Raw genomic sequence first — 21,771 nt, 5'->3', positions numbered from 1 at the left:
TGTGCGCAGTCGCCTGCAGGGACGAAGGTGAAGAAATGAGCGATCCGTGGATCCGGGGCTGTGTGGTTACGCGGATCAAGTTCCGTGGCGGACTGGTGCTCAAGCTCGACGACAATGAACTCGTCATCGCGGTGCCGTTCTATCTCACGCTGCCCAAGACCGCCCGCGACGACGAGGAGGCGGTGTTGATCGATCCGACCGCCGCCAGGCCTGTCGAACGCGCACTGTTCGACTTCGCGGGCTCCGTCTGCACCCATGCCAGCTGGGACGAGGACGGCAGCCTGCACCTCGGGTTCTCCGACGGCCACGAGATCCACGCGCACAGCGACCAGCACCGCACCGCGTGGGAGCTCTACGGTAAACACCATGGTTACGCCGCCTGCCTGGCGCGCGGTCAGGTCCGCGTCGTACGACACGACCTGCCGGAGGACGAATCAGCTGAGCGCTAGCACTACAGCGCATAATCTGGCGGGCGATGACTGCTCGGCTCTTTGCGCTCGCGATCGTGGCTGCGTTGCTGCTGACGACCTGTAGCTGCGGCCAATCGCCGCCGCAGCAGCCGACTGGCAGCAGTCCCGCCCGCTTGAAGCCGATCGCCGACGCGCTCGCCAAGCGCCTCGACGCTGCTGTCGATCAAGCCATGGTGGCCGCGGCGGTGCCCGGCGCCATCGTCGGCATCTGGGGGCCCGACGGTGATTATGTCCGCGCGTTCGGGGTGGCCGACAAGGTGACAAAGGCGCCGATGAAGGCCGACTTCTACAGTCGGATCGGCAGTGTCACAAAGACGTTCACGGTCACCGCGCTCCTGCAACTCGCCGATCAAGGGAGGCTGAATCTCGACGACTCGATTGCAGAGTTCGTCGACGGCGTACCGCTTGGCGACCGGATCACGTTGCGGCAGTTGGCTCGGATGCAGAGCGGGCTGTTCAACTACAGCGGGTCACCGGAGTTCCAGCAGGCGATATTCGCCGATCCGCACCGTGCCTTCACCCCGCGCGAACTGCTGTCCTACGCCTTCGCGCAACCGAATCAGTTCCCTGCCGGGCAGAAGTTCGAATACAGCAACACCAACACGGTCCTGCTCGGCCTGGCGGTGCAAAAGGTCAGTAAAGAGCCGCTGGCCGACTACATCCGCAACCACATCCTGACGCCATTGGGGTTGAACCACACCAGCTTTCCGGCGGGCAACGACTTGCCAGATCCGCACGCACAGGGCTACACCGAGGGCGCGGACGGTAAGGAGGCCGTCGCCACCGATTGGAACCCGTCGTGGGCGTGGGCCGCAGGGGCGATGATCTCCACGCTCGACGATATGCGCGCCTGGTCGGTGGCGTTGGCGACCGGCAAGCTGTTGACCCCGCAGATGCAGGCGCAGCGGTTGCAGACGGTCGGCTCCCCCGGGATGCCCCCGCAGGACGGATACGGCTTGGGCATCTTCGATCTCGGCGGGTGGATCGGTCACAACGGCAGCCTGCCCGGATATCAGACCGTCGTGGTCTACCTGCCGGAGAAGCAGACGTCGCTGGTCATCATGACGAACACCGACATCGAGTACCGCGGCGGTGAAGCAAGCACCGCTCTGGCGACCGCGATCACCAAAGAGCTGACACCGGACCACGTTTATTCGCTCGGCCCACAGCTGCCGCGCTGAAGAAGGAGATGACCGAGATGACCATGCAAGGATCGGCAACCGTGACCATGGCTGCGCCTGCAGACAAGGTATGGCACCTCATCGCCGACGTCCGCAATACCGGCAAGTTCTCGCCCGAAGTGATGGAGGCCGAATGGCTCGACGGTGCAACAGGTCCCGCACTCGGCGCACGCTTCCGCGGACACGTCAAACGCAACGAGATCGGACCGGTGTACTGGACCACCTGCCGGGTGACCGCGTGTGAGCCGGGCCGCGAATTCGGCTTCGACGTGCTTGTCGGTGACAAGGCGGCCAACACCTGGCACTACCGGCTCACTCCCGTCGAGGGCGGCACCGAGGTGACCGAGTCGTTCAAGATGCCCGAGAGCCTGTTCACGACGCTGTTCGGGATCTTGGGCGGTCAGCTACGTCAGCGCCGCAACATCCGCGACATGCGAACCACCCTCGAGCGCATCAAAGCCGTTGTCGAAGCGCCCGAGGGTGGATGACGCAGGTTACTGAACCCCGATACCGAAGACCGGGACCCAGAGGCCGAACAGCCAGAAGCCCCACTGGTGGAAGCCGTCATCCCAGACCGGGTTGACGTCATAGCCCCAGTAGTTGAACGGGCGTGGCGGGCCGCCTGCCCACTGGAACGCCGGCGGTGGGCCCCAGCCCCACGGTGGCGCACCCTTGCTGTCGTCCCACCAGTCGTGCCTGTTGTTGGCCCACCACGGGCCTTTGTCCCAGTCGGCGTGACGATTGCCGTCGCCGCACCACGGCGGGCAGTAGTCATCGTGCCCGTGACCGTTGCCCCGGCCGTTGTTGTCGCCACAGAATGGCGGGCAGAAATCGTCATGTGGCTTCAGCGGTGCAGGCGCAACCGGGTCGGCGGACGCGACGGCCCCGCCAGGCCCAATGGCTCCGAATCCGAGCGCACCGACGATCATGGCTGCTGAGACGAACTTAGCCAGCCCCATCGTTATCGACTCCCAACTTGCAACTTCGACGCCGAATCCGGCGCCAAGCCGTCACTATTCTTTCCGAAACCGGAGAAACGCAAACCGTTAGCTCCTCTGTGCATATCGGGACTCAAAGCTGTGGCGTTACCGATTGACGGTCAATGGATATCGTTGGCAGATCAGCGTTTTGCGGTAATCGCAAGGCGCGCAGGCGACGCAGTTGATCGCCGATTGCTCGCCGTGAAACGACTCGTGCGACGGCGCTGTGTCGTTGCTCACACTTTCTTCATTGACGTCGGCGTCGACATGCACGCGTGTGTGCTGACGGCTGGCCGCGGACCACATGAGTTGGCGGTGTCTTGAAAGAGCTCCGCCGCCCGTACGCGGCTGGTAGAACGAATGCTGCTTCCGCGAGCCGAAGGAGTCACCGATGGGCAGATGGTCACGCGAGGAACTCGAAGAGGCGTTCGCGGCTTATCAGCGCGACGTGGTGGAGGTCGGCAAGACATGGGATTGGGCAGGCTATGCCGACCATTTCACCGAGGATGCGAAGTACGTCGAGCACGCGATGGGAAACATGCAAGGCCGCGACAACATTCGCGAGTGGATCGTCTCGACCATGAACCAGTTTCCCGGCAACGAGATGCCGTCCTATCCGGTGGAGTGGTACTCGATCGACACCGACAAGGGCTGGGTCATCTTCAAGAACATCAACACGATGAAGGACCCTGGCGACGGCAGTGTGCACGGTGCGGCAGTGATCACCGTGCTCGAGTACGCGGGCGACGGCAAGTGGAGCTACGAGGAAGACGCCTACAACCCGATGAACTTCCTGATGATGATCCAGGGCTACGTCAAGCGTTGCCACGAACTGGGCACGCTGTCCGAAGACGCCCGCGCGTTCGCCAAGAATATGAATTGGGAGCTGGCGTAATTTTTTCCGCGAGCAGACGCAAAACTGCCCATTTTTCGCGATTTTTGGTCAGTTTTGCGTCTGCTCGCGCGGAGGTGATTACCGGATGACGAAGTCGCTTGGATCGGGTTCGCGGGTCCAGGCCCAGTAGTCTACGAGCCGCCACGGGCTCAGGCCGTAGACCTCGCCGAAGCGGTTCTTGTAGAACGAGTGCTTGATCGACGGCTGTGACCACACCAGTTTGCGCATCTCGGCCTGCGTGGCCTCGACCCAGCCAGCGGTCCTCTCTTCGGTAGGCTCCATCCAGCGGTGGCCGCCGTCGATCAGTAGTTCCAAACACTTGGTGATGTAACGCATTTGGCATTCGGAGTGAAAAATCAGGCTGCCGCCGCTGGCCAGGTTGGTGCCCGGGCCGTACATGCAGAAGAAGTTCGGGAAACCCGGCACGGTGATGCCGAGGTACGCCGACGGTCGCTCTCCCCACCGCTTCGCCAGCACCTCGCCGCCGCGGCCGCGGATCGTCATCGGCCACAGCATCTTCGTCGCCTGAAATCCGGTGGCGTACACGATGACATCGGCCTCGTGGCGAGTGCCGTCGGCGTCCACCACCGCGTCGGATTCGATGTGATCGATTGCCGTCCTGACCAGTTCGACGTTGTCGCGGGTCAGCGTCCGCAGCCAGCTTCCGTTGTCCTGCAGCGTGCGTTTGCCCGTCGCCGGGTAGTCGGGCAGCACCTTCGCCAGCAACTCGGCGTCGTCACCGACCTGACTGCGGATCCACTCGGTGAACATGATCCGGATGAGTTCGTTGATCTCGCTGACCGCCTTCTGCTGATCCGGATAGTCCGGGTCGACGTACGCGGCGGTCAAACCCTTGTCGCAGCCCGGCCAGAACAGCAGGAACCGGTACCACCGGCCGTAGAACGGCAGATGCCGCAACGCCCACTGCACTCCCGGCCCGACCGGTTCGTGATAGTTCGGATTGGGGAACATCCACTGCGCGGTGCGCTGGAACACCGTCAGGCGGCCCACTGTGTCGGCGATCGCCGGAGCGATCTGGAAACCGCTTGCGCCCGCGCCGATCATCGCGACGCGCTTACCGCGCAGATCCACCGAGTGGTCCCACTGCGACGAGTGAAACGCCGGGCCCGCGAACGTCTGCTGTCCCGCGATGTCCGGCACGTTCGGCCGGTCGAGTTGTCCGACGGCGCTGATCACCGCGCGCGCTGTCAGCGTCGTCGTCGCGCCGCGGCGGTCGCGGGTCCACACCGTCCAGGTGGCCCTGTCATCGGCCCACACCGCCCCGGTCACCTCGGTCTCCCACCGCACATGCCTGCCGATTTCGTGCTTGTCCATCACCGCCTGGAAATAGGCCTGCAGTTCGGGCTGCTCGGCGAAGAAGTGCGTCCACTGGTCGGTGGGCTCAAAGCTATAGCAGTAGAAATGGTTTCCGACGTCGACCCGGGCGCCCGGATAGGTGTTCTGCCACCACGTTCCGCCGACGCCCGCGTTCTTCTCCACGATTGTGAACGGAATGCCCGCCTCCTTGAGCCGGATGCCTGCCAGCAGACCGGATTCCCCGCAGCCGATGACCACCACCGGGCAATCGGCCGGCGTGCCCGGCACCGCTCGACTGTCCCTGCCGTCGAGTTCCATCTCCTCGAGCAGCATCGGCACGTACTCAGGCGGCACCGGCTCGCAGACCAACCACTGCATCATCTCCTGCAGCAGTTCCGGTCCGATCGGCTCCGGCTCCGGGCAGCCGCGGTCGCGGTAGTCGGCGATGACCTCGAGCGCGATCTTGCGGGCCGCGGCCTTGTCCTCCTCGGACATATAGCCCTGCACTTCGTTGAGGAACAGTCCCGCGGGCTTGAGCTCACCGCGGATCAGGCCCGGGTCCCCCGACATGTGCACCAACGACAACATCAGGGTCGGAATGCTGACGTCCAGCAATGCCGCGGCGATCTGCTCGTCGGACGTCGTAAACGGTTGCCCTGCATGTGGGTTACGCACGGTTCGGTGCTACCACGGCGAACGTTGAAATGGAACATGTTCCAGAAATTCGTGACGGCGGCCCTGCCGGTCCCTACTCTCGGGGACATGGGTATCGCCGCGCGCGTGAATGGGACGGCTCCCCCTTACGTGCCGCTGTCCGACATCAACCTGGGCTCATGGGATTTCTGGGCGCTCGACGACGACATCCGCGACGGCGCGTTCGCCACGCTCCGCCGAGAGGCGCCGATCTCGTTTCACCCCGCCTTCGTGGTGGACCCGACCCTCGAAGTCGCCGGTCACTGGGCGGTTACCCGCTACGACGACGTCTTCTATGCCAGTCGTCACCCGGAGATTTTCAGCTCCGCCAAGGGCATCGTGATCGGCGATCAGAATCCCGACCTTGCCGAGTACTTCGGATCGATGATTGCGATGGACGACCCGCGGCACACCCGCCTGCGCAACATCGTCCGCAGCGCGTTCACGCCGCGGGTGCTGGCGGTGATCGAGGACTCGGTGCGCGACCGTGCGCGAAGACTTGTCGAGGCCATGGTTCGCGAACATCCCGACGGCAAGGGTGAGGTGGTCGCCGAGCTCGCCGGCCCGCTGCCCCTGCAGATCATCTGCGACATGATGGGCATCGCCGAAGAGGACCACGAACGGGTCTTCCACTGGACGAACGTGATCCTGGGCTTCGGCGACCCCGACATCGCGACGGACCCCGACGAGTTCTTCAACGTCGCCGTGGAGATCGGTGCGTTCGCGTCGGCGCTTGCCGACGAGCGCCGCGCCCACCCCGGCGAGGACCTGACCACCAGCCTGGTGCAAGCCGAGGTCGACGGCGAACGGCTGACGTCCGCGGAGGTCGCGTCGTTCTTCATCCTGCTTGTCGTCGCGGGCAACGAGACCACCCGCAACGCGATCAGCCACGGCGTCCTTGCGCTGAGCCGGTATCCCGAACAGCGCGACGACTGGTGGTCGGACTATCCCGAGGTGGCGCCGACGGCCGTCGAGGAGATCGTGCGGTGGGCGTCGCCGGTGGCTTACATGCGCCGCACCACCACCTGTGACACCGAGCTGGGCGGCGTCGAACTGCGTGCCGGCGACAAGGTCACCCTGTGGTACGGCTCGGCCAACCGCGACGAGTCGAAGTTCGCCGACCCGTGGCGGTTTGACGTGCGCCGCCACCCCAACCCGCATGTCGGATTCGGCGGCGGCGGTGCGCATTTCTGCCTGGGCGCCAACCTGGCTCGCCGCGAGATCACGTTGGCGTTCGAGGAACTGCACCGGCAGATACCCGACATCACCGCCACCGAGGAACCGGACCGGCTGCAGTCGGCGTTCATTCACGGCATCAAGCGGCTGCCGGTGTCCTGGACACCACCTCGCTGAGTTCGGCCCTGCTCGGTCCTTCGGCGACAGGCGGGCGCCAGCCGCTTGTGTAGATCTCGCGTGCGCGGTCGTGGGCGCCAGTCAGGCTGTCGGGCAGTGCATCCATCGTGGCGTAGTCGCCGACGACGTCGGCCAGTCGGTGGTCGACCGCGGCGGTAGCCACGATCAAATCGGATGGCAGACGGCGGCCGAGGTCGACGTCGCCGCCCGCCCATCTACGCATCCGGTCAGCGTCGGTGTACCGGTGGTCGTCGAACCACGGGCGGATGTGGTCCACACACCAGCTGTCGAATTGCGTTGTGGCCGAGATGATGTCGGTGCCTTGGCTGTCGAGGATCCCGAGCAGCTCGCGCGCCTGCATCAACGCCAGCGCGATCCCACGGCCTGCCAGCGGCGTGGTGGTGCAGACCGCGTCGCCGACGGAGATCAGCCCGGGCAGCGCGGGTCGGCCCGCCGCATCGAGCTGTCCGCGGTAGCTGTTGTACAGCCGTCCGCCCGGAAGCGCGCGCGAAACCGCCTGTGCGCGAGCTGGATCGATCCATTCCGACAGTTGCGGGATGGTCCGCACCGCGTCGTCGAACACGTCAGCGTGACGCATCATCCGCAGCGCCTTGTCGGTCCCGTCATGGGTGAACGTGATGGAGAACGCGCCGTTGTCGTGCAGGAACGCTATGGCCAGATAGCCGGACAGGCTCAGTGACAAGCCGATCGGCGAGTTCATCGGCCCGACGTCGGCGGGGTTGTGCAGCCGATACTGCCGCGTGACGTAGACCGCGCCGCAGTCCTCGCCCTCGGCCCGCGGCCGGATGCCATCGGTGAACCGGCTGGACCGCCCGGACGCGTCGATCACCAAGTCGCTCGGCACCGTCACGCCGTCCACCGAGATGCCGACGACTCTGCCGCGGTCCTGTTCGACACGGTCGATGTGCCCGTATTGCAGCGTGACGCCGGGTTGCGTGGCCGCGTGCGCACGCAATACCCGCTCGAAGATGGCCCTGCGGCACAACATCGCCAGCGGCCTGCCGTCGCCGCCGCCGGCCAGTTGCGCGCCGGCTGCCCCGAGGCTGTCGAGCACATCGGGCATCTCGACGCTGAGCACGTCGACGACTTGGCGCCGGAACGTGTGCGCGTGCTGAAACTGCATCACGCCCTTGCGATGCCACACGTCGTCACGGCCGGGCGGCGGGCCGGGATCGCGGTCGATCACGATCACCTGACGGCCCCGCCGGGCCAGCCCGAGCGCCATGACCAACCCGGTCGGCCCCGCCCCCGCCACAACTGTTCGCACGTCCGCTCCAATTGAGGTAACATAGCGTGTAATGAATACACCAAGAGTTACCTAGATGGCTGCCGCTGTCAAGCGTGAATACCGATCCGACCTGCGGGCCGCCCAGGCGGTCGAGACACGACGCCGGATCGTGGCGACCGCGGCGCGACTGTTCGTCGAGAACGGCTACGGCGCGACGACCGTCGACGCGGTCGCCGAAGCCGCCGGCGTCAGCCGTAAGACGGTCTTCACCGCGGTCGGAAGCAAGCTCGAACTGCTCACCACCGCAGTCGACTGGGCAGTGGCCGGCGACGACGAGCCCCTTCCGGTGGCCGATCGCGCCGAGATGCGCGACCTGCTGCAACAGCGCGACCCGACGGTGCTGCTGACCGGACTGGCGCATTCGATCACCGCGGTCGGCGGTCGCGTCGCGCCGCTGTACGGCGCTGTGGAGGTGGCCGCGGGTATGGACCCGGCGGCCCGCGCAGTGATCGAGAACGCCCACCGCAGCCGCCTCGTCGACGCCCGCAAGGTGGTCGACAGACTGCGCGATCTCGACGCGCTGACCGGCGACCTCACCTTCGAGGAGGCGGTCGACCTGGTGTGGTTGGCCACCGATCCGACACTGTTCGACCGGCTGGTCCGGATGCGGGGCTGGACCGCGGCGAGGTTCGAGGAATGGTTGGCCGACGACCTGTGTCGTCAGCTGCTCGGCGGGTAACCCGGGGGGCATGCGTTCCGAACGATTCCACTCACTGCTGACCTCACACGGCCCCTATGGCTCCGTGTACTTCGACGATTCGCACGACACCGCGGACGCGAGCGCGCAACTCGAATTGAAATGGCGGGCGCTGCGTGAACAACTCGAACAGCAGGGCGCCGATCCGGCGCTCACCGAGAGCATCGGAGCGGCCATCGCCGAGGGCCGTCCCGCAGTCGGGCGCAGCGGGCGCGCGGTGATCGCCACTGCCGACGGCGTATTGGTCGACGAGCACCTGATGAGGCCTGCGGGCCCACTGGTGCGAGTGTCGCCGCTGCCCTACATCGTGCCGGTGATCGAGCACGGCCACGAGCACCGGACCTACGTCGTGGTCGCCGTCGACCACGAGGGCGGCGACTTCACCGTGCATCGTGGCGACGCTGTCACCGGCACCACCGTCGAAGGCGACGGCTATCCGGTGCACAAGGCGTCCTCCGCGGAGTCGCCCGGCTACGGAGATCCGCAGCGGGCGGCCGAAGGCGCGCGCCACAAGAACATCCGCGAGGTGGCCGAGCAGTTGACGTCACTGGTCGACGAGATCAACCCCGAGGTCGTCTTCGTCGTCGGCGAAGTGCAGTCGCGCAGCGATTTCGTCAAGGACCTCCCCGATCGGGTGGCATCGCGTGCCGTGGAACTGTCGGTCGGCGCGCGCCACAGCGGGTTCGATGACGAGCAGTTGCAGCACGAGATCGGCCAGGAGTTCCAGCGTCGCCGCATCGCCGTGATAGACGAAGCGGCGCAACAGTTTCGAACCGGCATCGGCAGTGGCTCCGGGCTGGCCACGGAAGGGCTGGACGGAGTGACGGCGGCGTTGCGGGCAGGAGCGGTCGAGACGCTGATCATCGGCGACATCGGCGACGCCACCGTGGTCGCAGGAGACGACATCGCCACTGTCGCACCGAACGAGAACGTGCTCAGCGAGTTGGGAACGGCGCCAACCCAGGTACTGCGAGCCGACGAGGCGCTGCCGATGCTCGCCGTGTCCACCGGCGCGGCGCTGGTCCGGACCGACGAGCGCATCGACCCGAAGGACGGAATCGCGGCGGTGCTGAGGTACGCGCTGCGCTGACGCTAACCGGCGAGCTTGGCGATCAGCGTGTCGTCCAGCTGCCGGTGCAGCTCGGCGGCGTTCTCGAAAACGGCCTGCGCACCGGCGTTTTCGAGCTCCCCGCGGGATACGCCGCCGCTGAGGACGGCGATCGTCGGCACGCCCGCCCGGTTACAGGCCTCGACGTCCCAAACGGCGTCGCCGACGAACACGGCATTAGAAGCCTCGACGCCTGCACGGTCGAGTGCGACGCCGACGATATCGGGTTGCGGTTTGGCGGTGTCGACGTCTTTCGACGACGTCACCGCCGATACCAGGTCGTCGCTCGCCAGCACCTCGCGCAAGACTTCCAACTCGTCATCGGGCGCCGAAGTCGCCAGCACCACCTGCAGGCCCAGCCCCTGCACGGCTTCGAGCAGGTCGCGCGCTCCCGGGAGTCGCCGCAACATCGGCGCCGTCTGCTTGTAGTAGCGGGAATGCAGGTCCTTCAAGCGTGAACGGGTGTCCTCGGCGGAGTCTTCGGCGAGAGTCTTGACCAGCGTCGAACCGTCCATGCCGATGCACCGGTGGATCCGGCAGTCCTCGACGTCGACGCCGGCTTCGTGGAAGGCCCGGTGCCATGCGTAAACGTGTAGGTAATTCGAATCCACCAGGGTGCCGTCGACGTCGAACAGCACCGCGGCGGCTTTTCCAGACGTCACCTGCGCGGCTGGTGGGGTTGCTGCTGCTGCGGCGTATCGGGCTGCATCTGCTCGGCGTCGGTGCGCCGGGGATCGATCTTGTCGGCGTGCTGTCGTCGCGCCTCGAGTTCCTCACGCGACGTCGTCGCCGCGTCCCGGTGTTGCGCTGCGGCGCTCTGCAGCCTGGCCGCCTCGGCCGCCTTCGCGTCGGCCTCGGCCTGCGCGGCACGTGCCTTAGCCTGCGTTTCCTCGGCGATGGCCTCGCGTTTCTCGACGTGCCGGGAGTCGCGGTGGACTTCCTCGCGGATCTGTTCGGCGTGCGCCTGCCTGCGCCGATTGCGCGCGTTACGCGCCAGATAGACAACCAGCGCGATGATGGCGATGGCGACGACCACCGCAACGATGATCCCGATCACGGTGTTGGTAGCCATGACGGCTCCTTCCGTTTTGTTGACGAACCCGCTAATTGCGCCGGATGCCCTGCGGATGGTCGGCTTAAACCGTTGTCAGGGCTAGCCTGACAACATGGCGTCGGTCGAACTACGCTGCAACTTCTGCGGTAAGCCGCACACTGAAGTCGCCAAGCTCGTCGCAGGGCCGGGTGTCTACATCTGCGATGAATGCGTACACCTGTGCGTGGACGTGATCGCGAACGCCACCCAGACCTCACTGCCGGAATGGGCCGGCTTGTCCGATGACGACCTGCTGCAGCGTCTACCGCTCATCGCGGCGTCGGCAGCCAACATCGACGCCGGGCTGCGCGAGCGCGTCTGCGAACTGCGGAATCGTGGCGTGTCATGGGCACGGATCGGCGCGGCGTTGAACGTGACGCGCCAGTCGGCCTGGGAGCGCTTCTCCCCCAGGGCTACTTGACGATCAGTGTGCCGTGCATCGACGGGTGATACTTGCAGTGAAATGCAAACTCGCCCGGTTCGGTGGGTGCGGTCAGCACACCCTGCTCGTTGCCGTCGACGTCCATGCCGAACTTGTCCGCAGCATCCGAGGTCACCGAATGCTCGACCGAGTCGTTGTTCTTGACGGTGATCTTGGCGCCCGGGGGCACCGTGACCGGCTGGCCGTAGTTCATATCGGCGATCGTGATCGTGGCGGCGCTCGCTTCGGCGGGCGTGGTGGCTGTCGGTGACGCCGTGGCGGAATCCGTTGACCCACCGCAGGCGGTTATCAATGCACCGATCAGACAGACCGCCGCCAGAAAGAATCCGAATCTCTTCATCGTGCCCCTCTCGATTGCCCTTCGGCAGGGACACGGTTCACGAATCGGGTTGGTTCACTTCGGCTGGAACGGCGAACAGGTCAGAAGTAGCCGTTGGCCGGCGGCCAGACGCCGTTGACCGCGTAGTTACCGGCGGCATATGCCTTGTACACCAACGGATTATGGCTCGCCAGTGTCCGCGTGTTGCGCCAGTGCCGGTCCAGGTTGAGGTTGCGGGCCGTCGCCGACGCTCCCCCGGTGTCGAACAACCGCTCCGCCGCGGCCAGGGTCAGCCGTTCCGCCACCAACTGCGCCTTGGCGATCGTGACGGACAACTGGGCCAGCGCGTCGGGATCGGCCTGCGCGCCTGCGTCCACCACGGCATCGATCGCGCCGGCGGCGGACAGCACCAGTGCTTCGGCCGCAGCGGCGTTGGCGGCGATGTCGCCCACCGCGGCGAGGATGAACGGATCCCCCGACGCCGTGTCGGCCAGCGAATGCGACGCCGGACGCGCCTTCGTCCGCACGTACGCCACCGCGTCGTCGAACACGCCGTGCGCGATACCGGCCGCCACCGCCGCCAGGTACAACTGCAGGAACGCGGTGGAATGCCCCAGATGCTTGCCGTCGGACACCGTCGTCACCTCGGCCGGTTCGACGGCGACGTCGGTGAACCGCGTGCCTCCGCTGGCGGTGAGGCGTTGGCCGAATCCGTCCCAATCGTCGAAGAGTTCGACGCCGGCGCGGTCGGTCGGCACGATGGCCTGCAGGTCCCTGCCGTCGGCGTCGACGGCGGACACCGCGATCAGATCGGCGAACAGTGTTCCGGTGGAATAGAACTTGTAACCGTTGAGCCGCAGCACACCGTCGGCGTCGGTCAGCAGTGTGGTGTCGGAGCTTCCCGGTGCCTTGCCGTTGGCGTCGGTGATCGCGTTGCCGAACACCACCCCCGCGTTGACAACGGGAAACCATTGCAGGCGTTCCGCCTCGTTGGCCCGATTGCTCAGCAGCCGCTCGGAGAATCCGAAATGCGCCCGAAGTGACTGCGCCACATTCGAACTGCCGCGGGCGATCTGCACGACGGCGGCAATGACGTCGCGTGCCCCACCGCCTGGCCCGCCGTAGCGTGTCGGTACCCGCAGGCTGAGCACTCCGGCGTGGCGCAAGCGTTCGACCGCACCGTACTGCAGGACGCGGTCCCGCTCGGCAGCGGCATCGTCGCGGCGCAGGTCCCCGACGATGTCCGCCAGCCGGGCCAACCGGTCTGATACCGAACTGCCGAGCGGCTCTTCGGAGACCGCCGAGCGTGCCCCGGTTGCTTCGAGGGTCATTTGTCTTCTCCTAGCGAAAGTGCGGAATGATTTTCTCGGCGAACCGGTCCAGTTCCGCGTTCAGCGGCTGGAACTGCAGCATGAACAGTTCGACGCCCGCGGAGTGGAATGCCTCGATCCGCTCTATCACCTGCCGGTAGCTGCCGACCAGGCCTGCCAATGTGCCACCGTTGGAGCCGACCCGGCTGGTACCCGAAAGCACTTTGTACATCTGGGTCTTCGGGTCAGTGCCAGACGAGATCTCGGGTCTGCTCTCGGCGTCGACGAGCGACTGCAGATGCTGCAGTTCGGCCGTCGCCTCGGCCTCCGTCTCGCGGGCGATCACGAAGGCGGACAACCCGAATCGCAACGGGGCACGGTCGCGGGGCCTGGCCCGCAGATCCTCGATCACCTCGATGGTGTCGGCCAGCGGCCGACCGTTGATGAAGAACACGTCGGCGTGTTGCGCGGCCAGCGCACGGGCCGGTTCGGACTCGCCGCCGAAGTACACCGCCGGCGGCTGATCGGGGACCGGACGGATGAGCGCACTCTGGCCGCCGCGGCCTGCGATGTCGACCTGCTTACCCGCCCACAGGTCCAGCACGGTCTGCAGCCACGCCCGGGTGAACGCGTAACGGTCGTCGTGGTCGGCGGCGTCGAGCCCGAGCGCTTCGAGTTCAGGCAGAAACCATCCGCTGACCACGTTGATCGCGATCCTGCCCGCCGAGATCTCGCCGATGTTCGTCGCCAATTTGGCGAACACCAGCGGATTGACGAGCAGCGGCTTGATGGCGCCGATCAGTTCGATGCGGCTGGTGGCCTCGGCCAGAGCGGCCATCGTCGACCACGTCTCGAGCACGTCATCCTCCACATTGCTGGGGTGAATGACGTGTTGAGCCAACAGAGTTGAGTCGAAACCGGCCTGCTCCGCGCGGATCAGCAAGTCGCGATTGCGGCGGTAGCAGGGATCCGGCGCATCGTCCGGGTGGTTGCGGGCGCCGTGGTTGCCGTACACCGGCGCCCACACACCGAACCGTGGGCGCGTCATGAACTGGTCAGGTAGCGCTGGCGCTCCCAGTCGCTGACGTGGTTCGAATACTGCTGCCACTCACTGCGCGCGATGGCTGCGAAATCACGCACCGACTCGGCGCCGAGGATCTCCAGGATGGTGTCGTCCTGGGTGGCGAGCGCCAGCGCGACACCGAGCGATTCGGGCAGCGGGGTGCCGCTGAAGTACAGGTTGCCGCCATCGGATTCCGGCGGCCTGCGCCGCGCCTGCAGACCTGCGACCACTGCCGCCAGCGCCGAGGCGACCAACCAGTACGGGTTGGCATCCGATGCGCCGCTGCGCAGTTCGATCCGCGTGGCCGCGCCCTCGATCAGCGAACGCACCGCCGCGCTTCGGTTGTCGCGGCTCCATGTCACCGTTGCCGGGGCGAACGAATCGGGTACGAACCGGCGATACGCGTTGACCGAGTGTGCACCGAACAACGTGATCGACGGCAGATGTTCGAGCAGGCCTGCGATCGAGTGCAATGCGGTCTCGTTCTCGGCGCCGTTGTCCGGTGCGAAAGCCGCTGCGCCGTCGCGCCACAACGAGATGTGCAGATGTTGCGAGCTGCCGGAGTGTTCGGAGAACGGCTTGGCCATGAAGCTGGCGACCTTACCGTGTCTGCGCGCTACCTCCTTGGCGGCGTACTTGAGCCGCGCCGCATCGTCGGCGGCTGCCAGCGCGTCGGTGTAGACCAGGTTGGTCTCCACTTGGCCGGGCCCGTACTCGGTCTGGATGCCCTCCAACCGGGTGAAGGCGCCGAGTGTTTCGTTCAGGTCGGTGATCAGCGGGTCGAGCGCGTTGGCGTTCTCCAGCGAGTACGCGTGGATGTCGTGTTGAAAAGGCGTCCCGTCGGCGTTGAGCAGATAGAACTCGAGTTCCACGCCGACTTTCGCGGTGTAGCCCAGTTCGGCCAGTCGGGCCAGCACCCGCTTCAGCACCGCACGCGGGTCCAACAACGACGGATTACGTTCGTGCGCAACGATATCGGAGATGACATGGCCGACGCCGCGTCGCCATGGCAGTGGCCTGAAGGTGGCGAAGTCGGGCACCGCATAAACGTCGGGATAGCCGCCCGCCCAGTTGGTCAGGCCGAGGCCGTCGATGACGGTCCCATCGGTGTTCCAGCCCAACGACGCCTCGCAGAACGCGAACCCGTGGCCTTTGGCGCGGTCGAGGAATTGCGCGGCGGGTATCCGCTTGCCCTGCGCGTGGCCGAACGGATCGCTCCACGCCACCTCGATCTCGGTCAGCGAACCGTCCGCGATGCCCTGCAGCAGATCGCGTTCGGGGGCCGGGGTGTCTACCGTCTGCGTCATGACGCCGGCGCCTTGGCGACCCGGGTGCCTACCGTGGCGCCGACCGCGAACGAGCCCACCAGCAGGCCGACGATCACCCACGCCAGCACGCTCGACCCACCCACCAGATCCCTCAGGTTGGCCAATATCAGGATCAGCGCCCCCGCCAACCCGACCAGGCCCAGCAGCGGCGCGATGCGCACCCGCCACTGCGAGTGGCCACGGCGGTCGCGGGCGAAGTAGACCAGTACCGCGACGCTGGTGGCGATCAGCAACACGACGAATCCGACGGTGGTGGCGCCCGCGAACCAGGTGTAGAACTGCGCGGCCGGGTCGAGTTCGAAGACCACGGCAAGCACGACGCTGATCGCGACGACACCGGAGATCCACAACGAAGCCTGATGCGGTGAACCGTGTTTGGCGTGCGGATAGCTCAGCGACGCGGGCAGCACATCGCGCTGCGACAACGCGAACACATAGCGAGACGCGACGTTGTGGAACGACAGGATGCAGGCATACAGGCTGGTGAAGTACAGCACCGTGATGATGTCGTTGCCCACCACGCCGATGTAGCGCTGCGCGGTGTCGGACAGGAAGGTGCTGCCCGACTCGGTGGCCCTGCTGACCGCTTCCGCGTCGCCCCATCCGGACACCAGCGCCCAACTGGTCACCGCGTAGAACACGCCGATGAGGATCAGGGCGGCGTAGGTGGCGCGCGGGATGGTGCGCTCGGGAGTGCGGGCCTCATCGCGGAAGATCGCGGTGGCTTCGAAACCGACGAAGCTGATGAGTGCGAAAAGCAGACCGATACCGACGGATCCGGAGAAGATGACGCCGGGGTTGACGATGCCGGTCGACAGGCCGTGGTCACCGCCGCGAGCCACGATCACCGCGTCGAGCACCAACACGATGGCGATCTCGGCGGTCAACAGCACTGCCAGCACCTGGCTGGACAACTGGATGCTGCGGTAGCCCAGGAATGCGGTGACGACGAACGCCGCCGCCGCGAACAGCCACCACGGCAGCGCAGACCCGCCGAACAATTCGACAACGGCGCTGCCCGCCGGTCCGAGGAGGCCGTACACGCCTGCCTCGATCGCCACGTAACTCACCAACGCGACGAATGCGATGCCGATGCCTGCGGGAAAGCCCAATGCCGTACGCACGTAGGAGAAAAACGCGCCGGCGTCTTCGACGTACGGCGTCAACGCCGTAAACCCGACGGCGAAGAACAGCAGTATCACCGTCGAGGCAATGAACGTGGCTGGGAATCCCGCACCGTTGCCCGAGGCGAGGCCCAGCGGCACCACGCCGCCGATCACGCCCAACGGCGCCGCCGCGGCGACGACCATGAACACGATTGCGGGCACGCCGAGGTTGCCCGTCAGTTGACGCAGCGGCGGGGATGGACGCTCCCCCAAAACCTCTGGTGTGGTTGTGGTTTCGGACATCGTTGACCGTCCTATCGGTGGAAGTTGGCTCGACGGTAGGAAAACGCGATGGGCGACACCAGATCTGGAGTCACCGTGAGTCATACGGCGTCACAATTGGACACATTCGCGTGCGCCGGTAGTGTTCGCGGCGTGAGCAGCTCGGTGCGCGCGGTGGGCGGCAGAGGCAAACGCCCGCTGCGGGTCGGGGCCACGCCTGTGCCGCACGCCGAGATCCTCGACTTCGTCAGGGAGCCGCTGGCCGGCCAGGGAATCGACCTACAGATCGAGATCTTCGAGAGCTTCGACAAGCCCAACGATCTGCTGGCAGCCGGCCGGCTGCATGCGAACTTCTTCCAGTACCTGCCGTTCCTCCACGATTTCAACCGCCGCACCGGCAATCGGTTGGTGCCGCTGGCGCCGGTGCACATCGAACCGTTCGGGTTGTACTCGACGTGGATTCCGGAGGTAGACGCGATCCCCGAGTATGCCGAGGTGGCGCTGCCGTCGGATCCGGTCAACATCGACCGGTCACTGGTAATGCTCGAGCGGCTGGGACTGATCGAATGCGCGCCGTCGCGGCGAGGCCTGACGAGCGTCGGTGACGTGCGGTCGAATCCGCGCCGGCTGGTGCTCAAAGAGCTGACCAGCTGGCTGCTCGGCGATCTGCGCGAAGATTTCGACACGGGCGGGCGCAGCGGGGCGGGCGCAGATGTGGTGTTCCTGTTCGGCAATCAGGCGATGGAGTGGGGTGTGGACACCGGGACCGCGCTGCACTGCGATCGGGGCAATCCGGTGTACGCGGAGTATCTGGTGGCCAGGCCGGACAACTGTCGAAGCCCGGTCGTCACCGCGCTGACAGACGCGCTCAACGCTGAAGCCACCCGAGAATTCATCACCACCACCTATGCCGGGCAGGTGCTGCCCGCGTTCTGAATTGCGCTCACCGCGAAGGAAACCCTGTGCCGGACAAATCTCTACCGCCACAGTGTTGGTGTGTACCAAGGGGCACAGCGGCCCCCGATGCCGCGCGCGGACACCGTACGGGTGGTGCTCGTGCTCGATGTGCCCGCCGCGCCCGCGGACTTGCCAAGCCGCACAGCACAATTGGCTGACGACTATGCCCAGGTGATCGTCCGATCGGTGCCGGGTGTGCACGCACACAGGGCCGCGGTCGACGTCGCGACGGCGAACCCCACCGTCCCGCCCGCCGGGCTGACCATCGACCGGATCCTGCGCGAGGTGCGCATCGACGGTAACCGGGTGCGGCTGACCTACCGCGAATTCGAATTGTTGTGCTACCTCGCCGCTGTCCCGGGACGACCGGTGTCGCGCGCCGAACTGGTGAACCAGGTGTGGCGCGACCGTGCCCCGGGAACCGAGGTGTCCTTGCGCACCGTCGACACCCATGTCCGGCGGCTGCGCACCAAGCTCGGCCCATACGCAGGGGTGCTGACCACGATTCGGGGGCGCGGCTACCGCTTCGACCCAGGGCCCAAGGTGCGTTTCGTCGCCGCGTGAGCAGCTACAGCGTCGCGGTCAACGGGCCCATCGGCTTGCAGACGGGCCGCGGTGGATTGCCGGTGTTGGCGCATCCCCTGCCGGTCGCGGTGTACGTCGCACCGGGCCGGTACGGCTGGTAGAACACCTGCGCGGTGAGAATGCCGACCTGCTGCGCGCACTGGCCGGGACCGTCGCTGCCCTGCAACTGCACACAGGCGACGGTCTGGTAGGCCACGGATTGATCGCAGGCCGCAAGGGACAGCGTGGACGTCACGACGTTCGTCCCCGACAGCTGGACCACTTGCGGCGGCGACAAGGTGTACTGGCACGGCGGCGGGCTCGGTTCGGCGGTGGCCACCGGCGTGGTGCCTGCGAGCGCCAGCGCCGCGGCGGCGAGGATCGTCGGCAACCTGAGCATCTTCGGATGGTAGATCACCGAAGGTGGCGTTCATCGATGATGAACAAACACAGCGTCACCGCGAGGAAACCGGCGGGCAACCAGATCGCGTGAACTCCCAACGCCCTGCTGGCGTACGCCCCGCCGAGCGCGCCCGTGGCGAACGTCAGGATCAGCGTGCCGTACACCCGGAACGCCCGACGTGATTCGGCGTGGCGGTCGACGAACCCGGCGTAGCCGGCCTCGACGAATCGCATCAGGTTGCCGGTGGTGGCCACCGGCAGGTATGCGAGTTCGCCTATGTTGCGGAACAGGCCGATCTGCATTGCGGCCAGAAACGAGATCGGCACGGTGACATAGCTATGCGGGACCGCCGCGGGGACGAAGCCGATGACGGCGAGGGCGACGGCCTGGACCGCCATCGTCAAAACCAGCGGCCTGGCGACGAACCGTTCCGCACGGCCGGATTTGATATGCGACGCCAACCCGACGCCAGCGATGAACGCGAGCAGTGGCCACAGGTGAGCCAGCGCCATCGCCCACTCCCGCTTCGACGTGTCGATGGCGCCGAAGATCACGTTGGCGGTCTGCACATTGGCGAACACCCCGCCCCGGGAGATGTAGGTGTGAGCGTCGAGGAACCCGTTGGCCAGGGTCAGCAGCAGCGCGAACCACAGGCTTCTGCTGCGTTCGGTGTCCTCGACCACCCGGCCAAACTAGCGCGGTCAGTGCGCCCGCAGTGCGCTGAGCATGCCCGTCGCCGATCGACGCCAGGTGAACCCTTCGGCGCGTCTGCGCGCGCGGTTGCGGCGCAGCGGTTCCGGCGTGCTGATGATCGAGGCGACCGCCCCAGCGATGGCGTCGGGGTCGTTGTCGGTGGTGGCGCCGCTGTCGGTGGTCAGCATCTCGGCGAGCGCGGACGTGCGGGACACCACGGCGGGGGTGCCCGACGCCAGTGCTTCCAGCGCCGCCAGCCCGAAGGTTTCGTGTGGGCCGGGTGCGAGCGCGACGTCGGCGGTCGCCAGGATGGTCGCCAGAGTGTCGCGGCAGCCGATGAAACCGGTGAAGTCGACGGGCATGCCCGCGGCTTGACGTTCCAGCCGCGCGCGCATCGGTCCTTCGCCGACGACGACCAGCCGGGCATCGATGCCCCAATTGCACAGCGCGGCAATGGTATCGATGCTGCGGTGGGCGTGCTTTTCGACCGAAAGTCGCCCGCAGTGCACCAGCAAGATCTGCTCGGGGCGTGCCCAGCGTCGCCTTGTCGTCGCCGAATAACGGCGGGGGTGGAACTGGTCGAGGTCGACGCCCAATGGCACCGTGACGACGTTAGTCGCGTGGATCCGGTCGAACTCTTCGCGGGCGAACGCCGTCGTGCACACCACCGTGTCGTAACTGTCGGCGGTGCGGCGGTTGGCGACGTCGGCGATAGACCGCGCGAGGCGGGCCGGAAGCATCTGTCCGACAAGGCGATCCAGCCGCTCGTGAGAGATCATCACCGTCGCCACGTCGCGCTGCCTACCCCATGCCCCCAGCGAGCGAAGCGTCAACCGATCAGATACCTCAAGCGCATCCGGTGACAGTCGGGTCAGCAGTGAAGTGACCGGGCCGGGCAACACGGCGCGATAGCCACCGGTGAACGGGATCAGCCTGGCTGGCAACGAAATACGGACCACGCCAGACGGTAATTCACGCCGTTGGGAGTATCGCGCGGGCACGATGAGGAAAACTTCGTGGCCTGCCGCGCAGTATTCCGCGCCGAGGCGATCCACCGCCGTGCGGAGACCCCCCGAAAGCGGACCGTAGAAGTTCGCAACCTGCACAACCCGCATGGGGGAATCAGAACCGGTACGCGTGTTCGGTCAACAACGCGACATCAACCGGCAGGAGAACACGCCGTGAATTACCGCGTGGGCCCACACGTGAGTAGGGGACGACCGGGTCTGCACGCCGACACGCCCAGAAACGTTGTACAAAAGCGGTCGCTCGCCTGAGGAACTAGCCCACGTACTTCGTCATCCAGTCCTGCACGCGGCGCCACGCGTCGTCGGCCGCCGCGGCGTTGTAGCGGTCGCCGGTGTCGTTGAAGAACGCGTGGTTGGCGTTCGGCTCGGTGACGAGCTGGTGCACCATCCCGGCTTTCTCCAGCGCTGCCCTGGCGACTGGTTCGGTGGCGTTGACGCGCTGATCCTGCTCACCGTAAAAGGCAAGCACCGCAACATTTTTCGAGTTGGAAAAGTCGGGGTTGTCGGGAGCGGGCCCGTAGAACGGCATGGCCGCGGCCAGATCGCCTGCACCCGCGGCGAGCAACTGCCACGTCAGGCCGCCGCCCATGCAGAACCCGACGACCGCGAGCTTCTTGCCGGGCACGCGACGGGCCAACTCCCCCGCCCCGGATTGGAGGTTGGCGACGAACTCTTGCGGCGGGATCTTGCCCAACGCCGCAGTGGCCTGTGCCGGGTCGGTGAACTTCGCGGTGCCGCCCTGTCCTGACAACAGGTCGATGGCCAACGCCGAGTAGCCGATGCCCGCGAACCGGCCCGCCACCGAACGGACCCAGTCGGTGAGGCCCTTGTTCTCGTGGATGACGAGAATCCCGCCCTTCGCGTTCGGCGCCTCTGCCCACGCCGCCTGCAGCTGACCCTGCGGCCCGGCCCACGTGATCGGCGCGGTCGGCAACGCCTTGGCCGATCCCGGCGGCGTCGTCGGCGCACTCACCGGGGCGCTCGACGTCACCGGCGGGCTGGACGTGGCGGTCTTGTTCTCGCTACACGCCGCGATCAGCGCACTGGCCGCGGCAGTACTGACTCCTAGTAGCGCGAGCCTGCGCAGGGCTTCGCGCCGGGACAACAACCCGTCGACATGATCCGTGGCAATTTCTTCGGCGATATAGCGCTGTAGCGGGGTCACATTCGCGAGTATGCC

General features: G+C 66.3%; 24 protein-coding genes. 10 read left to right on the top strand and 14 right to left on the bottom strand.

Going from position 1 to position 21,771, the window contains the following annotated elements:
- Nucleotides 1-35: 35 nt before the first annotated feature.
- Genes A5724_RS15510 through A5724_RS15500 form a run of 3 tightly spaced genes read left to right on the top strand, consistent with a single transcriptional unit; the run spans nucleotide 36 to nucleotide 2,139 of the window.
- Nucleotides 36-449 (top strand): DUF6188 family protein, encoded by a 414-nt coding sequence (locus A5724_RS15510; RefSeq protein ID WP_067803319.1) that lies wholly within the window; start codon nucleotides 36-38, stop codon nucleotides 447-449.
- Between the two features lie 26 nt (nucleotides 450-475).
- Nucleotides 476-1,651, top strand: coding sequence for a serine hydrolase (locus A5724_RS15505; protein WP_067803316.1), 1,176 nt, complete (start codon nucleotides 476-478; stop codon nucleotides 1,649-1,651).
- Nucleotides 1,652-1,674: 23 nt separating this feature from the next.
- Nucleotides 1,675-2,139, top strand: coding sequence for an SRPBCC family protein (locus tag A5724_RS15500; protein WP_067803811.1), 465 nt, complete (start codon nucleotides 1,675-1,677; stop codon nucleotides 2,137-2,139).
- A gap of 6 nt (nucleotides 2,140-2,145) precedes the next feature.
- Here the strand turns inward: A5724_RS15500 and A5724_RS15495 are convergent, their stop codons facing one another.
- On the bottom strand, nucleotides 2,146-2,610 hold the full coding sequence (locus A5724_RS15495; RefSeq protein WP_067803313.1) for a hypothetical protein: 465 nt from the start codon (nucleotides 2,608-2,610) through the stop codon (nucleotides 2,146-2,148).
- A 412-nt stretch (nucleotides 2,611-3,022) separates the two neighbouring features.
- Here A5724_RS15495 and A5724_RS15485 point away from each other — a divergent pair, with 412 nt between their 5' ends.
- Nucleotides 3,023-3,526 carry a nuclear transport factor 2 family protein gene (locus A5724_RS15485; RefSeq protein WP_067803307.1) on the top strand — a complete coding sequence of 168 codons (504 nt, stop codon included), beginning with the start codon at nucleotides 3,023-3,025 and terminating at the stop codon, nucleotides 3,524-3,526.
- Nucleotides 3,527-3,604: 78 nt separating this feature from the next.
- Here A5724_RS15485 and A5724_RS15480 read toward each other — a convergent pair whose 3' ends face one another.
- Nucleotides 3,605-5,518, bottom strand: a complete 1,914-nt coding sequence (locus A5724_RS15480) for an NAD(P)/FAD-dependent oxidoreductase (protein ID WP_067803303.1) — start codon at nucleotides 5,516-5,518, stop codon at nucleotides 3,605-3,607.
- Between the two features lie 87 nt (nucleotides 5,519-5,605).
- On the opposite strand from A5724_RS15480, the gene A5724_RS15475 reads away from it, so the two are divergent.
- Nucleotides 5,606-6,889, top strand: coding sequence for a cytochrome P450 (locus tag A5724_RS15475; protein WP_067803808.1), 1,284 nt, complete (start codon nucleotides 5,606-5,608; stop codon nucleotides 6,887-6,889).
- On the opposite strand, the gene A5724_RS15470 is transcribed toward A5724_RS15475, so the two are convergent.
- Nucleotides 6,852-8,177 carry an NAD(P)/FAD-dependent oxidoreductase gene (locus A5724_RS15470; protein ID WP_067803300.1) on the bottom strand — a complete coding sequence of 442 codons (1,326 nt, stop codon included), beginning with the start codon at nucleotides 8,175-8,177 and terminating at the stop codon, nucleotides 6,852-6,854. The genes A5724_RS15475 and A5724_RS15470 overlap by 38 nt on opposite strands.
- A gap of 55 nt (nucleotides 8,178-8,232) precedes the next feature.
- Here A5724_RS15470 and A5724_RS15465 point away from each other — a divergent pair, with 55 nt between their 5' ends.
- Together A5724_RS15465 and A5724_RS15460 are read left to right on the top strand one after the other, a co-directional pair.
- The gene (locus A5724_RS15465; RefSeq protein ID WP_067803297.1) at nucleotides 8,233-8,877 is read left to right on the top strand and encodes a TetR/AcrR family transcriptional regulator; all 645 of its coding nucleotides are present in this window, start codon (nucleotides 8,233-8,235) and stop codon (nucleotides 8,875-8,877) included.
- 10 nt (nucleotides 8,878-8,887) lie between these two features.
- Nucleotides 8,888-9,985: a hypothetical protein gene (locus A5724_RS15460; protein ID WP_067803294.1), complete on the top strand. Its 1,098-nt coding sequence runs from the start codon at nucleotides 8,888-8,890 to the stop codon at nucleotides 9,983-9,985.
- A gap of 2 nt (nucleotides 9,986-9,987) precedes the next feature.
- On the opposite strand, the gene A5724_RS15455 is transcribed toward A5724_RS15460, so the two are convergent.
- A complete protein-coding gene (locus A5724_RS15455) occupies nucleotides 9,988-10,665 on the bottom strand; it encodes an HAD family hydrolase (RefSeq protein WP_067803291.1) in 678 nt (225 codons plus the stop codon).
- Nucleotides 10,662-11,075: a hypothetical protein gene (locus A5724_RS15450; RefSeq protein WP_067803289.1), complete on the bottom strand. Its 414-nt coding sequence runs from the start codon at nucleotides 11,073-11,075 to the stop codon at nucleotides 10,662-10,664. Before A5724_RS15450 ends, A5724_RS15455 begins: the two co-directional genes overlap by 4 nt.
- 94 nt (nucleotides 11,076-11,169) lie before the next feature.
- Here A5724_RS15450 and A5724_RS35165 point away from each other — a divergent pair, with 94 nt between their 5' ends.
- Nucleotides 11,170-11,517: a ClpX C4-type zinc finger protein gene (locus tag A5724_RS35165; RefSeq protein WP_067803287.1), complete on the top strand. Its 348-nt coding sequence runs from the start codon at nucleotides 11,170-11,172 to the stop codon at nucleotides 11,515-11,517.
- Here the strand turns inward: A5724_RS35165 and A5724_RS15440 are convergent.
- From A5724_RS15440 to A5724_RS15420, 5 genes are all read right to left on the bottom strand, one after another.
- Nucleotides 11,510-11,878: a cupredoxin domain-containing protein gene (locus A5724_RS15440; protein WP_067803284.1), complete on the bottom strand. Its 369-nt coding sequence runs from the start codon at nucleotides 11,876-11,878 to the stop codon at nucleotides 11,510-11,512. The two genes, A5724_RS35165 and A5724_RS15440, sit on opposite strands and share 8 nt — an antisense overlap.
- A gap of 80 nt (nucleotides 11,879-11,958) precedes the next feature.
- A complete protein-coding gene (locus tag A5724_RS15435; protein ID WP_067803281.1) occupies nucleotides 11,959-13,188 on the bottom strand; it encodes an acyl-CoA dehydrogenase family protein in 1,230 nt (409 codons plus the stop codon).
- A 10-nt stretch (nucleotides 13,189-13,198) separates the two neighbouring features.
- A complete protein-coding gene (locus A5724_RS15430) occupies nucleotides 13,199-14,215 on the bottom strand; it encodes an LLM class flavin-dependent oxidoreductase (protein WP_067803279.1) in 1,017 nt (338 codons plus the stop codon).
- Complete coding sequence (locus tag A5724_RS15425; protein WP_067803277.1) at nucleotides 14,212-15,537, bottom strand: glutamine synthetase family protein; 1,326 nt, start codon at nucleotides 15,535-15,537, stop codon at nucleotides 14,212-14,214. The genes A5724_RS15430 and A5724_RS15425 overlap by 4 nt, the downstream gene beginning before the upstream one ends.
- Nucleotides 15,534-16,967 (bottom strand): APC family permease, encoded by a 1,434-nt coding sequence (locus A5724_RS15420; protein ID WP_067803274.1) that lies wholly within the window; start codon nucleotides 16,965-16,967, stop codon nucleotides 15,534-15,536. The genes A5724_RS15425 and A5724_RS15420 overlap by 4 nt, the downstream gene beginning before the upstream one ends.
- Before the next feature lie 132 nt (nucleotides 16,968-17,099).
- Here A5724_RS15420 and A5724_RS15415 point away from each other — a divergent pair, with 132 nt between their 5' ends.
- Together A5724_RS15415 and A5724_RS15410 are read left to right on the top strand one after the other, a co-directional pair.
- A complete protein-coding gene (locus tag A5724_RS15415; RefSeq protein ID WP_067803272.1) occupies nucleotides 17,100-17,882 on the top strand; it encodes a MetQ/NlpA family ABC transporter substrate-binding protein in 783 nt (260 codons plus the stop codon).
- A 60-nt stretch (nucleotides 17,883-17,942) separates the two neighbouring features.
- Nucleotides 17,943-18,467 carry a winged helix-turn-helix domain-containing protein gene (locus A5724_RS15410; RefSeq protein ID WP_232004856.1) on the top strand — a complete coding sequence of 175 codons (525 nt, stop codon included), beginning with the start codon at nucleotides 17,943-17,945 and terminating at the stop codon, nucleotides 18,465-18,467.
- Nucleotides 18,468-18,471: 4 nt separating this feature from the next.
- Here the strand turns inward: A5724_RS15410 and A5724_RS15405 are convergent, their stop codons facing one another.
- From A5724_RS15405 to A5724_RS15390, 4 genes are all read right to left on the bottom strand, one after another.
- On the bottom strand, nucleotides 18,472-18,867 hold the full coding sequence (locus tag A5724_RS15405) for a hypothetical protein (RefSeq protein WP_067803805.1): 396 nt from the start codon (nucleotides 18,865-18,867) through the stop codon (nucleotides 18,472-18,474).
- 14 nt (nucleotides 18,868-18,881) lie between these two features.
- Nucleotides 18,882-19,553: a YoaK family protein gene (locus A5724_RS15400; RefSeq protein WP_067803263.1), complete on the bottom strand. Its 672-nt coding sequence runs from the start codon at nucleotides 19,551-19,553 to the stop codon at nucleotides 18,882-18,884.
- Between the two features lie 18 nt (nucleotides 19,554-19,571).
- Nucleotides 19,572-20,678 carry a glycosyltransferase gene (locus A5724_RS15395; RefSeq protein ID WP_067803261.1) on the bottom strand — a complete coding sequence of 369 codons (1,107 nt, stop codon included), beginning with the start codon at nucleotides 20,676-20,678 and terminating at the stop codon, nucleotides 19,572-19,574.
- Between the two features lie 166 nt (nucleotides 20,679-20,844).
- On the bottom strand, nucleotides 20,845-21,756 hold the full coding sequence (locus A5724_RS15390; RefSeq protein WP_067803259.1) for a dienelactone hydrolase family protein: 912 nt from the start codon (nucleotides 21,754-21,756) through the stop codon (nucleotides 20,845-20,847).
- Nucleotides 21,757-21,771 lie beyond the last annotated feature (15 nt).

This window comes from Mycobacterium sp. ACS1612 (assembly GCF_001667505.1).
GTDB lineage: Bacteria > Actinomycetota > Actinomycetes > Mycobacteriales > Mycobacteriaceae > Mycobacterium.
This window is presented reverse-complemented; position numbering and strand designations above follow the sequence as displayed.